At 44.8% G+C, this 14,629-nt stretch carries 15 protein-coding genes and 1 riboswitch; of the genes, 1 reads left to right on the top strand and 14 read right to left on the bottom strand.

Annotation, left to right across the window (positions count from 1 at the left end):
- The 12 genes from AC1DM9_RS19760 to AC1DM9_RS19705 all read right to left on the bottom strand — a co-directional run bounded on the left by AC1DM9_RS19760 (position 1) and on the right by AC1DM9_RS19705 (position 10,587).
- Entirely contained in the window at positions 1-1,362 is a 1,362-nt protein-coding gene (locus tag AC1DM9_RS19760; RefSeq protein WP_477581745.1) for a flagellin N-terminal helical domain-containing protein, read from the bottom strand.
- 139 nt (positions 1,363-1,501) lie between these two features.
- Positions 1,502-1,726, bottom strand: coding sequence for a carbon storage regulator CsrA (gene csrA, locus AC1DM9_RS19755; RefSeq protein WP_477581743.1), 225 nt, complete (start codon positions 1,724-1,726; stop codon positions 1,502-1,504).
- Positions 1,727-1,741: 15 nt separating this feature from the next.
- Positions 1,742-2,134 carry a flagellar assembly protein FliW gene (locus tag AC1DM9_RS19750; protein WP_477581741.1) on the bottom strand — a complete coding sequence of 131 codons (393 nt, stop codon included), beginning with the start codon at positions 2,132-2,134 and terminating at the stop codon, positions 1,742-1,744.
- 100 nt (positions 2,135-2,234) lie between these two features.
- Positions 2,235-2,801, bottom strand: a complete 567-nt coding sequence (locus AC1DM9_RS19745) for a DUF6470 family protein (RefSeq protein WP_477581739.1) — start codon at positions 2,799-2,801, stop codon at positions 2,235-2,237.
- 12 nt (positions 2,802-2,813) lie between these two features.
- Entirely contained in the window at positions 2,814-3,785 is a 972-nt protein-coding gene (gene flgL, locus AC1DM9_RS19740) for a flagellar hook-associated protein FlgL (RefSeq protein ID WP_441910217.1), read from the bottom strand.
- A 24-nt stretch (positions 3,786-3,809) separates the two neighbouring features.
- A complete protein-coding gene (gene flgK, locus AC1DM9_RS19735) occupies positions 3,810-5,369 on the bottom strand; it encodes a flagellar hook-associated protein FlgK (RefSeq protein WP_477581737.1) in 1,560 nt (519 codons plus the stop codon).
- A 19-nt stretch (positions 5,370-5,388) separates the two neighbouring features.
- The gene (locus AC1DM9_RS19730; RefSeq protein WP_076266198.1) at positions 5,389-5,892 is read right to left on the bottom strand and encodes a flagellar protein FlgN; all 504 of its coding nucleotides are present in this window, start codon (positions 5,890-5,892) and stop codon (positions 5,389-5,391) included.
- A gap of 8 nt (positions 5,893-5,900) precedes the next feature.
- On the bottom strand, positions 5,901-6,167 hold the full coding sequence (gene flgM / locus AC1DM9_RS19725) for a flagellar biosynthesis anti-sigma factor FlgM (protein WP_076266199.1): 267 nt from the start codon (positions 6,165-6,167) through the stop codon (positions 5,901-5,903).
- Between the two features lie 108 nt (positions 6,168-6,275).
- Positions 6,276-6,692: a TIGR03826 family flagellar region protein gene (locus AC1DM9_RS19720; RefSeq protein WP_477581735.1), complete on the bottom strand. Its 417-nt coding sequence runs from the start codon at positions 6,690-6,692 to the stop codon at positions 6,276-6,278.
- A 114-nt stretch (positions 6,693-6,806) separates the two neighbouring features.
- Positions 6,807-7,691, bottom strand: a complete 885-nt coding sequence (locus tag AC1DM9_RS19715; protein ID WP_477581733.1) for a ComF family protein — start codon at positions 7,689-7,691, stop codon at positions 6,807-6,809.
- Positions 7,688-9,931 (bottom strand): ATP-dependent helicase ComFA, encoded by a 2,244-nt coding sequence (locus AC1DM9_RS19710; RefSeq protein ID WP_477581731.1) that lies wholly within the window; start codon positions 9,929-9,931, stop codon positions 7,688-7,690. Before AC1DM9_RS19710 ends, AC1DM9_RS19715 begins: the two co-directional genes overlap by 4 nt.
- A gap of 194 nt (positions 9,932-10,125) precedes the next feature.
- Complete coding sequence (locus AC1DM9_RS19705; protein WP_076266203.1) at positions 10,126-10,587, bottom strand: glycosyltransferase family 2 protein; 462 nt, start codon at positions 10,585-10,587, stop codon at positions 10,126-10,128.
- Between the two features lie 245 nt (positions 10,588-10,832).
- Positions 10,833-10,916, top strand: a riboswitch (cyclic di-GMP riboswitch).
- 109 nt (positions 10,917-11,025) lie between these two features.
- Between AC1DM9_RS19705 and AC1DM9_RS19700 the strand changes: the two genes are divergently transcribed.
- Positions 11,026-12,513, top strand: coding sequence for a SpaA isopeptide-forming pilin-related protein (locus tag AC1DM9_RS19700; protein ID WP_477581729.1), 1,488 nt, complete (start codon positions 11,026-11,028; stop codon positions 12,511-12,513).
- Positions 12,514-12,678: 165 nt separating this feature from the next.
- Here AC1DM9_RS19700 and AC1DM9_RS19695 read toward each other — a convergent pair whose 3' ends face one another.
- Both AC1DM9_RS19695 and AC1DM9_RS19690 read right to left on the bottom strand, forming a co-directional pair.
- Positions 12,679-13,407: a response regulator gene (locus tag AC1DM9_RS19695; protein WP_430057098.1), complete on the bottom strand. Its 729-nt coding sequence runs from the start codon at positions 13,405-13,407 to the stop codon at positions 12,679-12,681.
- 7 nt (positions 13,408-13,414) lie between these two features.
- Positions 13,415-14,575: a sensor histidine kinase gene (locus AC1DM9_RS19690; RefSeq protein WP_477550678.1), complete on the bottom strand. Its 1,161-nt coding sequence runs from the start codon at positions 14,573-14,575 to the stop codon at positions 13,415-13,417.
- Positions 14,576-14,629 lie beyond the last annotated feature (54 nt).

Here is a 14,629-nt window from a genome sequence, read left to right as displayed (position 1 = left end):
TTAACGAAGCAATTGAAGAACGCCTTGTGGTTGTTGGTTAGCTTGTGCAAGCATAGCTTGAGCAGCTTGTGCAAGGATATTGTTCTTCGTTTGGTTCATCATTTCTTTTGCCATGTCTACGTCACGTACACGGGACTCAGCAGCAGTCAAGTTCTCGGAAGAAGTGTTCAAGTTGTTAATTGTGTGCTCAAGACGGTTTTGGTAAGCACCAAGTTTCGAACGCTCGCCAGAAACTTTCTCGATAGCATTGTTAATTGTTGTAATTGCAGTGTTAGCGGATGTAGCGTTGTTAACATCAATTTGGTTAACACCTAGAGCTGTTGCACGCATATCGCCAACGGATACATACATGTTTTGGCCTTCGTTAGCACCGATTTGGAAGTTAAGACCGCCATTAGCAGTAACTGATACATCAACTGTATTAGCACCACCTGTAAATGCACTGTTTATTTGTAGTTGTAGCCCTTCTTGAGCACCGCTTTGAATAGTAATTACGTTACCATCTGCTGTGTAAGATGCACCACCTGTAATTGTAGCATCTACACCTTGATTTACAGTGCCAGTAATAGCGAAGTCACCCGTTGCTCCAGTAACTGTCATATTAGATTTGCTACCCACAGTTGTTGATGTTAACTCTAGTTTACCAGCGCCATTAATGGTCGCTTTAACACCAATATTAGCTTCGTTAATTTTATCAAGTACATTTTGGCCAGTGTCAGTTGTTCCAAATGAGAATGTAATCCCATTAACTGTCATTGCACTTGCATTGGCAAGCGTTCCACTTGTAGTGAACGTAGTCGCATCCGTTGCTACATTATCAGCTGTAGCTACAGTAGCAGCTGTAATTTGCGTCAATGCACCAACTTTGGTATCACCAGTTCCGCCAAGAATGCTAATAGCGCCTTTACCTGTTCCTGCACCAGCTACAGTACCAGTTACAGAAGCTCCACCATTAAGAAGTTTCTTAGTATTGAACTCAGTAGTAGTACCGATACGATCGATTTCAGCTGTAAGCTGGTTGATCTCTTTTTGAAGCTCGCCACGGTCTGAAGCAGTGTTAGTGTCATTGGAAGATTGAACTGCCAATTCACGCATACGTTGCAAGATCGAGTGAGTTTCGTTCAAAGCGCCTTCAGCAGTTTGAATTAGAGAGATACCATCTTGTCCGTTTTTGGAAGCCATGTCCAAACCACGGATTTGACCGCGCATTTTTTCGGAAATTGCTAGACCAGCTGCATCGTCACCAGCACGGTTGATGCGAAGACCAGAAGACAATTTCTCGATGGATTTGCTAGTTGCTGCAGTGTTAGTAGACAACTGACGGTGTGTGTTAAGAGCTGCAATATTGTGGTTAATAATCATTAGTATTTCCTCCTTGAAATTTTCGTATTTCCGCATCCTTGCGGAAGCTTACGATAATAGTTCGGCCGTCCTATTATCGCGCTATTATATTTATCGGATTTCTCCCTCAATTGTTTATAGCTTTTATTTAAAAAAACAATTATTTTTTAAAAAATTTTGATACATCCTCTATGTATACCGCACTAGTTGCTGCCGCACGATTTTCTGCTTGTATCGCCATATATATTTCTTTGCGGTAGATATCCACTTCCTTGGGTGCCCGTATGCCTAGTTTAACATTATCGCCTTCTACGCCGAGTACGATGATTTCAACATTCGCACCGATCATGATAGACTCATTACTTTTGCGTGATAAAACGAGCATGGCTTTTCATCCTCCTTAGGTTCGATTGAGTGGAGCGCGCGAGCTGTATGTATTATCGTGAAGAATTAGCTGTTTGCCTGTTAATGTTCTTTTATTCAAAACGATCGGAGCAAGCAGATTAATTGTTGCATTAGCAAAATCTGTGGATATGGTTATAACAGACCAAACCTCGACATCCTCTTCACCGTTAATACTTAGTTCTTGTTTCACGGTTTCCGGGAGTTCCCATTCATAATCTGGATAAAACAAAAAAGGACTCGCAACGAGCAACGATATCGTTTCATCCTCAGAAGCCTTCATAAGCTTCATTGGTATGTCGTTTCCTACTTCTTCGAATACAAAGTCATTCAAATGCTCGAAACCTGGAATACCTTGTTCAAATTGATAAATTAGCTGTTCTGTATTCACTTCATAACCCCCTATTAGGATTCCTCATTTATTAAAAATAAAAACTATAGATCTCATGCGTCGTGCGCAAATGATCTATAGTCTAAAAAAATAGTAACGTCTAAATAAGCTGGTCGAGCTGTGGTGGAATAATCTCTACTTTAGGATATTGGCTCATATAAATGTCCAGCTTGCCGCGCTCATATTCATGAATGGGCTTATTCACTTGAACATTAAGGTTGACTTGACCTGGAGTGGTATCAATCGTGAGTTCACCTGGAATATACTCGATATCAATATTATCATAGGAAGCTTCCCCACGGAAATCATATTCAGGAAAAGTTCGTTTCCAATCCCTTGCCATTTCTGCAATGGGATTTCCGCCTAAATGAATCGAGGCCATTTGATCACCCTTCTCCACAATCCGTGCAATGCCTTGCAATGCAATATCAGCAGCCATTGAATATATTTTGCTCATCGTTTGCAAATTGTTTCCAAGCGCTAACGCATCCCATACTCGATCTTGATTAATTTCAAGTCGTCCTTTGGTGGTTTGAAAATGTTGCTCTGGCCTGATTTGCTCCATATCTACAGTAGCAGCGGGCTGCTCAAGACGCTGTTTGCCCATATCGGCATCAATAAAGAGCGCGGCATCCTGCGTACGAATCTGAATCTGAGGAATTTGCATGTTAATCTCCACCTATCTCAAGAAATCAACCAAGCTTGGACGTATAAGCTGTGCTCCAACAGATAGGGAAGCCTGATATACATTTTCCTCTGTCTTCATATTCGTAATCACTTCTGCCATATCTGCATCTTCCGTTTTTGCCTGTACCGTTTTTAAGTTAATTTCAATATCAGAAAGCCGATTTTGAACAATATCGATCCGATTTACTTTTGCCCCAACTTCAGCCCGTTTCGTAAGCATCGTATTCATACGGCTTTCTACCTGTCCAATCAATTTAGAAATTCCATCTTGATCGCCGGAACTAAGCATATCATTCGCTCGTTGAAGCAGTAAAAAGACATTGTCACTGCTCTCTATTTCCGCTTTTGTTGCCGTAGGAGATATACCCGCCCCAAAAACTTCGTTGCCTGTAATATTAATTCCCAGCTTCATTCCTGCGGATAGTTCATATTTAATTGAACCGTTATCCGAGCTGACTTGGTATGCTTTTAACAAAGGCGGATCAACTGTCAAATCAGTTGTACCTTCTACACCCATCGTTGGATAAGGCTTCTCACCTGTCATTTCACCATTAAATACTTGTTTACCGTTAAATTGACTATTTCCGATTTCCACCATTTGGTTATACATTTGTGACATTTCAACTTTAATCGCATCAAGGCTTGTTTGTTCGAGAGTTCCATTGGCACCCTTGACTAAAAGCTCCCTAACGCGCTGCATAATATCTCCTGCTTGACCAATAGAAGTATCCGTATATTCCAGCATAGATAATGCAGAACTTACATTTTTGGAATATTGGTCATTAGAATCAAGTTCACTGCGATAGCGCAGTGCAAAAGTGATACCAACTGGATCATCTGATGGTTTATTAATCTTCATACCCGTAGACAGCTGGTTTTGCAAATTATTCATACGTCCCATATTGCTTGTAATGTTACGAAGCAACTGTGTATTCATCATCGATTGTGTTACACGAAACGACATAATGTCTCACCTCCGCTTTTAAAATTATAGTCCTACTCGACCCATCCCATTAATAACTTTATCTAAAATTTCATCTATCATCGTCATATTTCGAGCAGCTGCATTGTATGCATGCTGGAACTTAATCATGTTGGACATTTCTTCATCTAGCGAAACTCCGCTAACCGATTGTCTGCGGGATTCAACTTGGTCGACGATAATTTGTTGATTCGCTTGCATACGAGTTGCTTCCGCTGCCTGTACACCTAGCTGGCCGACAACAGAACGGAAATAAGCATCAACCGTGTTTTTATTTTCACCTGACCCCGCGTCGAAGTCGAAACGAGTATCTCTCATTTGCGAGAAAAGGACAGCCAAAGAGTTGTTACCGCTTATAACTGACTCTGAACCATCTGCATTCGTAGCCACTCTCATTGATGTGGCAATCAAATTGGAATTCGCGACAATAGCTGGGTTAAGTGTTATGTTTCCGGCATTCAGCCCAGTAGTTCCACCCGCAGCATCTGTAAAGAAAGGCAAGCCCGCTTCTTGTCCCGCCAATGAGTATCCAAGCTGATGCAATCCATTCAAACCTTTTACCGTTACTTTTGTATCTTCGTTCAATGTACGATTTGTTCCTGTATAAGTTACGTTATTCAATACTGTTCCTTCTGGCAAAACAGATCCTTTAGGCAGCGTAACCTCAAACTCGCCATTCGCCATCGTTTGAACGAGATTATTAAGTTCTCCGATGTACCCCTCGACGTAATGATCTCTTGCATATATCGTTCCATAAATAGCACCGCTATTTAAATCACCATTAGCAACCGCTGTAGTAACTGCTGCTGAATCCAGAGAAGCAGTAGCTGTTCCTTGCACCAGCTCCGTACCGCCCATCGTAATGCGGTAGCCGCTCTCTTGGTCTTCTACGCGAATATTGATTAATCCCGAAAGCTGATCTGTAATCAAGTCACGCTGATCCCGCAAATCATTTGCATTATCGCCTAAGCTTTCAACCCGTCTAATCTCGCCATTTAACTGGGCAATGCTCGTTGTAATCGAATTAACCGTATTTAAGTTAATCTCTACATTTTCCGTCAAATCAGCTTTTAAATCGCTGAGCTGCTTAGCTGTGTAATTAAAAGAATCCACCAATGCCATCGTTTGTTCCATAACGACTTTGCGGCCATCAGCATTCTCAGGGTTTTTGCTGAGGTCTGACCACGAATTCCAAAAATTCGAGATCACCGTTCTAAGGCCCGTGTCGCTTGGTTCATTAACGATACCCTCTAATTTAGAGAGCGTATCGAGCTGAACTGAGAAATTACCCAGTGATTTATATTCATTGCGATACTGATTATCCAGAAACTTCTCTCTAATCCGAGTGATAGAAGACGCCTCAACACCTGTACCAAGCTGACCAGCTGCTGTTGATTTGGAGAAACCAACCGCGTCAATCGGTCTTGATGCAGTCATGTTCACCACTTGGCGTGAGTAGCCTGCCGTATTCGCGTTTGAAATGTTGTGTCCAGTTGTATTCAGAGCAGACTGAGTGGTAAATAAGCTGCGCCTTGCCGTTTCTAAGCCATGAAAAGTGGATGCCATCGTATATTGTCCTCTCTTGTTACGTTTTCATATTAAAGCGGCCATTACGATTTAAGGCCATACCTTGAACAGCACGATGATAGGTCGCTTCTTCCTCAGTCGGACCAAGCAGCAAATCTTGTGTAAAATGCAAATGCTCCAGAGTCATCCTTACGAGCTGTTGATTGAATTCGTTAATATCTTGAAGTTTCTTAAGTGCTGCCGACAGCTCATTCCATATTGCCTGAAGCTGCTGTTTCTCATTCGCTTGGTATACAGCTTGTATGAGCTTCTCCATTTTGAACGAACGATGGGCAGTCAGCTTCTGATCAAGCATATATTTCCCTATCAAAAAGATACGTTGTTGCTCCAGATCCATAATCCGCTGAAGACTCTTCTTCTCTTTGCTGGAAATATACGAGAGCGTCTCTACTTGATTCACTGTAATAGCCGACGTCTTCGCGTTGCCGTATTCAATAAGCTGCAGGTGCTCGTCTAAAAGCTCTTGCAAAATCACGATGATTTGCTGGATGTACTCATTCATTTAGAGGATTACTCCTTCAGGAAGGGAAGCAGCTTCTCGGCAATCTTGCCAGCTTCCACATGATAGTTGCCTGTTGCTACCGAACGCTTCAGCTGCTCAATATGTTCTGTTCTGTCCGCTCCGCTTGCTTTGCTTGTCGATAGCAATTCCTTAGCTGCAGCAGAAATTTGAACCTCGTCCTTCTGCTTTGCCTTGTCTGCCCCGCCTACTCTGGCTTCCGAATGCTTCTGATAAGGATTAAGCGCTCCGATACGATTCGTCTCATTTATTTTCATTGTTTACCCACCTCATTATTTACAGGAACTAAAAAAGCCGATTACCTTTACAAGTATTATCGGCTTCAGTCAAGTGAAATTTTATAGTCATCAAAATATTAACTTAAATCATTTATCATTATATCTTTCTAAGCCTTTATAAACGCCCGTTTGTTTGTAAGCACTTTTCAAATCTTCTTTTCGCGATATGTCTTGGAACATCTGCTTCTTGTCCTTCTCAATTCGATTGCGACAATTGTCGCAAAGATGATTATCACGGATCAGCGTTCCGCAAGATTCACAGGGGTATGACATATTAGGTGCATTCATAATGGAGATGCGTCCCTCGCGTATGAACTTCGTAATTTGTTTAATCGAAACACCCGTAGCATCAGATACCTCAGTAATAATTGAGCCTCTAAACTCACGCAAATAGTTTGCGCAAAGCTCATACTCTTTATCAATATCTCGCATGCATGTCGGGCACACGTCTCTAAAGTTTTTTGCAAAAAGCTTACCGCAGCGAGGACAATTATCTAGGTTCATCGCTCTGAGCCCTCCTTTTTTTGTAAAACCATACTAGCTATTAGTTACATTCTAATCGATAGCATTAACTTTTTCACTATGAATCTAATTATTAGCTCTATCAGCCTAGCTGAATTATGAACGAGCCCAGGTCAAAATATAGATATCGAGCGGAAGCTCCGTATAACAATGCAGAGCCTTAGAGCAGGCTTCTGCCGTACTTCCAGTTGTGTAGATATCATCAATTAAAAGTATACGAATAGCTCTATCGTTTAGATGCTTTTTGCTATGGGATTCAGAGGCTAATAAGCTCAAATTGTTCGTATTCACTTCAAAAAGAGATTGCGTATCGCGCATTCTTTCGGAGCGCGTTTTGAAGCTTTGCTTCTCTGAATGTCGCGAACGAATGAGCAATTCCATAATCGGAAGCTGAAAACGCCTCGCGATATGGCTGGCGAGCTGCTCCGCTTGGTTGAACCCCCGATCAGCTGCTCGTTCTTCACTTACAGGAACGTAGGTAACAGCATCCCAGCAGTCTGCAATCGATATTTTTGGTTTGCGGCTGCTGCTGCTTGCCACGATAAACTGTTGAATGATTTCCATGGTCATCACCTCGAATGCAGGCAAAAGCATATCCCCGAGCAAAGGGGCAAGCTGCTCATTGCCCCTGTATTTATACAAGGCGAGCATGGCTCGCATCGCTTGATTATAATGAACCGCGCTGCGGTTGCATACGAATGCGCCATGCGGACGACGTATGCAGTCTTCGCATGGGATACCGCGCCCGCATCTACGACAGGCGATGCGGGTCAGCCATGGTATTGCGGAGAGGCACCCTCCGCAAAGGGATTTGCGAAGCTGGGTCGTCAGCTTCTCGTGGTTGTAGCTGCTCGCGCTGCGAGCCTCGCTTTGCGGTTTGCCGCATAGGAGACATGCGGCAGACGTTGGAGCGAGCAGCTGCGCGGATGTGGTGAAAGCGGATTGCAGACGCTGCAGCCATGCTCTTGGCGAGACGTTCATTTTGGCGAGCCTCCTTTGGGAGTGGGGAGCAAGTAGCCTTGCTTGCGAGCCATGCGATTCATCGTTTGAATATGGCGTACCGCCTGCAGCTGTGGGCGATTGCGATCATGGCTGCAAAAGTACACTCGACCGAATGGATCATCCGCAGAGCGGCCTGCTCTTCCAGCCATTTGAACCAGTGAAGCCTCGTCAAAAAGCCTTCCGTCTGCGTCAAGAATATAGACATCGCTTTTTGGGATAGTAACGCCCCGCTCTAAAATCGTAGTTGTGACTAGTACTCGTATATCCCGCGAGCGAAAACGCTGCACCTTCTCTGTTCGTTCTTCATCCTGTGAAGAGGTTGCCGCAACAGCAGGATTTGAAAGAGCAGCACGTAATAAAGCCGCCATTGGCTCGGTTTGCGCAATTTGCTGCACGAATACAAAAAGCTGGGCACCGCGATCAAGCGATGACCGCATGGCTGCTAAGAGCTTTGACGGCAGCTTGCGGTGCTGGAGCATCTGCTTTACTGCAGGCGTTTGTAGAAGCTTGGGCACTGGAAGAGGATGACGATGATAACGAACAGGTACTCTTGCATGAGGCAGCTTCCCTCGTTTTGCTGCTCTTTGCAGCTCACTAGGCGGCGTAGCAGACAGCAGCAAGCGAGCAGCACCTGGCGCACAACTTTTGTCTGCTGCAAAATGCAGCAGTGGATCGCCCGCAAAAGGAAACGCATCTAGTTCATCAACTACAACGAGATCAAAGCCTTGATAAAACCGCATCAGCTGATGCGTTGTCGCAAGTGTAATATCTCCACTTTCCCAGCGCTGCTCACTACCACCGTATAATGTTACGACTGAAGCTTTAGGAAAAGCTTTCCGAATACGCGGGTCAAGCTCGATCACCACGTCACGGCGCGGTGTGGCAATAAGTGCCTTTCCGCCGCGCAGCAGGACAGACTCCACAAGCGGAAAAATCATCTCCGTCTTGCCCGCTCCTGTTACAGCCCAGAGAAGAAACTCTCTCATCTGCCGCTGCTTGTCCATCTTTGATAAAGCCGCGGCTAGCGGCTGCTCTTCCACAAACTGCAGCGCCTTAGCTGCTGCAGCTGTCTGCGCAGGGCTAAGCCCCCATTTATCAAGCCGCTGTTCATACGTCAGCGGCCTCAACCCCTTACCAGAGCCGCGAACCGTCGTCTCTGCCCAATTCAACCCCGCGCGCTGCCCCGTAATAAGCAGCTCACATTCCCGGCTTCGCCCCATCCCAATGCACGCCATGCAATAGGCGCAGTGCCTCCCGCACGCTGCACATGCCGTGCGGTGCATTTGCGCCTCGCCGCTCCCACAGCGCAAACAGCTGCGCTCCCGCCTGCGGCGCCCCAAAGCGTCCAATCGCCCGCCACCCACGGCGGCGATTGATCCGCTCAGGCGCACCTGCCCGAGCAGCGAAGCAAGCTGGAGCAATTCTCTCCAGCTTGACGCGGCACCGGGACAGCTTGCACTAGACAACAGGGCGTGCGCCTCGCTTCGCAAAAGCGCACGTCCCTGCAGCATACCCGCGGCAAGCTTCGCTCCTGCCGCGATCTCTCCCAGCTCGGCAGCGCTATAAACTCCCGCTTCCTCGCCACTCACACGCTTAGCGCTGCTACGCTTTTCACCATTATTCGCGATCGCTTCTCCTCCGATTTCCCCAACCACAGCGCCCCTTACCTTCTCCCACCTCTCCACTAAACCAAAAAGCTTCTCTATCGCCAACGCTCCTTTCCGCTTCCCTCGACTACCCAAAAACCGCCAACGACTCCCCAAACTAACCTTGCCGTTATTTACTGCTTGCTCTACTCCTCCACTGTATTTCCGATAATTTCTCACCAGCTCGCTAGATTTCTGTTTACTACTATTCAACCCGCCAGTTGCTGCATCTCCACCCGCCCCATCAGCTTTTGCTTCCTCCGCACATGCCGCCAACATCTCAATCGCCTCATAATCAGCATTCCGTCCCCCCTCATTTAAGCTTTTACTCGCGTTATTTCTGCCGCCATTGCCACGTTTTATAGCCGCATCCCAAAGCTCCACTGCAATGCACGCATCCCCGAGCGGCAGTTCTTCTTTTAGCAGCCATCCCTCCTCTGCGATCTCGTTGTTCAAGAATCCCGCTTCACCAAACGCTCCATGCATCCAGAAGTATTTATCCACCATTGCCTTGATAGTCAGTCGAGCCTGCCAGCATCCATTCACTTTCACAACATACAATTGTGCCTTCATCTCTATTCGCTCCCTCGACACTTTATAGAACTGATTTCATTATTCATCTGTTAAGTTAACTATGGCCTCTCCCTTCCCAGACAAAAGGAGAATGATGTTGGCAAGCACTGTAAACAAAAAAAAGCACACCCAACAACGCATTTGCGTTATTGAGTGTGCTTCACTCCGACTATTTCATTACCGTAGAGTATATACTAAAATGGCATTTTCGACAAATCTGTCGGATTTTGCAAATCAATTAGCACCGCATGATCGGAAAGCGACACAACTCCTTCTGCCTGGAGCAGCCATAGCAGCTGAGTTCCATCCACACCCTCTGTTTGAGAGCGCTTACTGCCTTCGCTTTCAGACAACGGATTAGATCCATTAGAGTGAATCCTGACCTCATCGCCCTTTCTAGCTAATCGTTCAACAATAGCCAGTGTCTCCTCTGTAACCCCTTGATCTACGATCGTCAAACGAACGTTTTTCCCCATTCGCCGAGAGAAAGAAAACAGCGAACGTACATACCATTCCATATTGTTTTGCTGAACGTCAGCTACGAGCACATAATGCTTGCTGGATTGCTGGCGCCCTCGCCAAATTCGATACGCCAGATGCACCGACAATGCAGCCAAAGCATAACAGCCAATAACAAGAAGTAGAAGTTCAAACATGGCGGCCACCTCCTCTTTGTGACACTATATGCCATGAAGAGCCCACTGGTTCCGCAATCAAGGGACAAGGTGACAAAATGTGTGTTATGCCAAAAATATATTCTGCTTTATGATGATTATTAGTCATTTTCTGACAAAGAAACACCCTTGAGCAATTTCCAATACATGTTATCATTTTAATATGAAAGCATGCATATCTAACCGGTGCACGCATATAGAAAGGGAGAGTGGATTTTCACAATCAAAATAACTAGGGAAGCGATGAAGTATAATCTACAATTGGACACTTGGATTATATGGAGCTAGTAGTGTAACCGGCCCTCTTGGAACCCCACTACGTATCTAAGAGGAGAGTGAAAGATGCGTTATTTTAGGAAAAAAATCAGTTTAGCCCTGGCTCTGTTATTAATTTTTTCGTTGTCGCTTAGTTCCATTGCCATGGCCGAAGGTGATAGCAATCAAGGTACGAATGCTGCGGCACTCGTAGATGAGAATAGCTGTCCACAGTACTCATCAGATCGCAAGGATGTCATTGCCACGCATTCCAATATCGTAGTCAATAATAACGGAACAGCTACCGCTACGTTCCAGACGCTAAAAGATTGTGTTAGAGTCAGCTTCTCCGGCTATGAAGGCCCTGCTGACTGGGCACCTGGACCCGGCGATACAACCATTCCATACAACAAGCAAACATTTTTTGAGGGACAGTCTATTATATATCCAAAAGCAGGTACTTACTCCGTAACGATTAACATTCCAAAATGTTTGCCTTATCAATTAGATATCTATAGCGGAGATTTAATTAAGACATTAGGTCCCGGCGCTCATGGTGACAAAATTTTAGCATGGAATCTAAAGCTTTCGAACAGCTGTACGGGCAGTATCATCATCAACAAACATTTAAATGATGTCGAGGGCGCTCCTCATGCAGGCATTACCTTCGAGCTTTGGAAAGACGGTAAATTAGTCAAAAGCGGTGTTACCAATAGTGACGGTATTTTGCAATTCAACGAATTACCTATCGGTACCTATACATTAAAAGAATTAACCTTAGATGGCTTTACCACCGATTTAGTGGCTACCCAGCAGATCGTAGTAACCACAGATAACTCTGTGCAAAAAGCAGTTATCAATACGGCTAAGCTCAAACTTGAAACAGCCTGCTCCGCCGATCCAAATAAAACAAGAGCTTGGAAAGTAACCAACGAGAGTAATATCGAGGTTTCTTATTCATGGGAAATTCCGAATACCACTCAAACAGGAAATGGTGTAATACCTGGAAAAGGTTTCGTAAGCTTTTCAACGAATACGGAGCTCGTCAGCCCAACTGATCCACAAACTGTACCTAATACGCTGAAAATCCATTGGGGCAAGGAGAAGGAGCTTTCACTTGTGAATGAAGGCGAAACCTGCTCTACGCCTACTCCAACACCGTCATCGACACCTGAGACTACACCTACTGCTACACCAACTCCTACACCTGAGACTACGCCTACAGTTACACCAACTTCTACACCTGAGAGCACGCCTACAGCTACACCAACTCCTACACCTGAGAGCACGCCTACAGCTACACCAACTCCTACACCTGAGAGCACACCTAACACTACACCACCTTCCACACCTGTGAGCACGCCTAACAACACACCTACTGCTACAACTACGGTAACGACAACACCTACATCGTCACCTGAAGCAACACCAATTGTTGAAATTGATGATGAAGATCCACCTGTTGGAGGAGTTACTGAAGGTGGAGAAGGCGAGCCGCCAATCGATCCTGTTGTTGCTGTAGATGAAGATCAAGTCCCGCTTGCTACTCTGCCAAAAACAGGCGAAAGCAGTCCGGTTCCTTATTATCTCATCGGGGCATTTGCCCTTTCAGCGGGATTCATTTCTCTTCGCAGACAAAAACAAAGAAAATAGTTAAGATTATATGTTTCACCACGCACTCTTAGGCTGGTTTTATACAGCTTAGGAGTGTTTTTCTTTTACACAACCATCGCAAGGCAACCTTATATGCAAACAAAAACCCCCGTATCAACCGATACGGGGGTTTGCTCGATATGTAAGTAATGATCAAAAAGGCTACTACAGGGTAACCCATCCATATTTGATCGATTGGATAACAGCTTGCGTACGGTCATCAACTTCCATCTTTTGCAAAATGCTGCTCACATGGTTTTTAACCGTCTTTTCGCTAATGAATAAAAACTCTCCAATGAGCTTATTGCTCTTGCCCTCTGCCATAAGCCTTAACACCTCTGCCTCACGGCGTGTTAATGGGCTTTCATCGCCAGCAACGAACTTAACTCCCGGTTCCTGAGCAGCTGCAGCACCTGAGACAATTCCCATCTCATCCAAATACGTCATACGGCGAAGCTGGTTAATGAGCTTGCCTGTCACTTTAGGATGGATATAGGCATGACCTTGGACAACGGAACGAATGGCGTTAATTAGCGATTCTGCCTCCATATCCTTCAGAAGGTAACCCGTAGCCCCTTTACGAAGGGTTTCGAATACATAGCTCTCATCGTCGTGAATAGATAAAATGATAACCTTAACATCAGGAAACATACTTTTTAATCGTTCAGTCGTCACGACACCGTTCTCTATAGGCATATTAATATCCATCAGGACAATCTCAGGAATGGTATGATTGCAAAACTCCAAAACTTGAATGCCGTCACCACATTCGCCGATAACTTCAAGATCGTCTTCCATATTTAGAATCCGCTTAAGTCCTTCACGAAACAGCTGGTGGTCATCCGCAAGTAAAATTTTGATTGTATTCATATTGCTTGCAGCTCTTTGGATCATCATCATCTTACTCCTTTCTAGATTCGGCAGTAGTAGGTATATCTATTATAATTTTCGTCCCTCTACCGGGATTTGAGTCTATATCCATCCTTCCCTCTATTAGCTCAATGCGTTCTCTCATCCCTACCAATCCAAAATGTGCGTTTCGAGTAGCATCCTGCTCGATTAAATCGCTGTTAAATCCAACGCCGTTGTCTTGAATTACGAGTGAAATATGCTGTGGCTGATAGTTAATCTCGAGCATTACATGTGAAGCGCTCGCATGTTTTAGTGCATTGGTAAAAGCTTCCTGAACTAAGCGGTATATCGCCGCTTCCATTGCAGAGGGCATCCGAGTTTCTTTACCTATAAGCTCGAATACGGTATGTATTTTTGTTTTCTCTTCAAAATCCTGTGTGAATTTACGAAGAGTCGGCACAAGCCCTAAATCATCCAACGCCATCGGACGCAAATTAAATATAATTTTGCGAATTTCCTCAAGGCCGGAGCGCACTTGTCCTTTTAAATCTACTAATTCTTCCTGCACCATCACAAATTCCTGCTTGATTAGCATACGTTCTGCAATTTCTGTTCGAAGAACGATATTTGCGAGTGATTGCGCGGGACCATCATGGATTTCTCGAGCGATCCGTTTACGCTCTTCCTCTTGCGCCAAAATAATTTTCAATCCCAGCAGCTGCCTCGTTTTGGCAGACTCAAGAATACGAGTAACTTGATTAAGATCACCCGATAAATATTCAAGTACGACATTTATTTGCGAAGCAATCGTTTCAGCACGCTCGATTGAATTTTCTACATTTCGAACACGTTTTTGCAAATCATCTCGACGTGCTTTCAAGTAGGATTCCTTCTCGCGGTACACCATCAAATCCAACTGGATTTGTGTAGCCTTCTCATAGGCAGACTTAATGTCATCTTCCTTGTATCGCACGAAATCCCGGCTCACTTCTGTCAGCCTTATACGCGCACGGCGATAGTCTTGCTCCAGCTGGTCAACCTTGTCAATTGTCTTCACCGTTTCTTGAAGGACAATTTCAAGCTCCTGCTCGAGTGATTCTAGCTCCGTGCGCGCGGATTCACATATTTCATAAATCTGGTATTTGCTGTCTTCCATCACTTCGATTGCGTTTTTAATGACTCGATTTATATCGACTGTAAGGTGGTCCACTGTAGATCGGCAACCTTTCTATATTAAAGGTTAATCTACTCTATCATACCACAG

The sequence above is a fragment of the Paenibacillus sp. 01T431 genome, from assembly GCF_056398625.1.
Note: the sequence above shows the minus strand (reverse complement) of the source record. Positions and strands in the feature narration are given on the sequence as shown.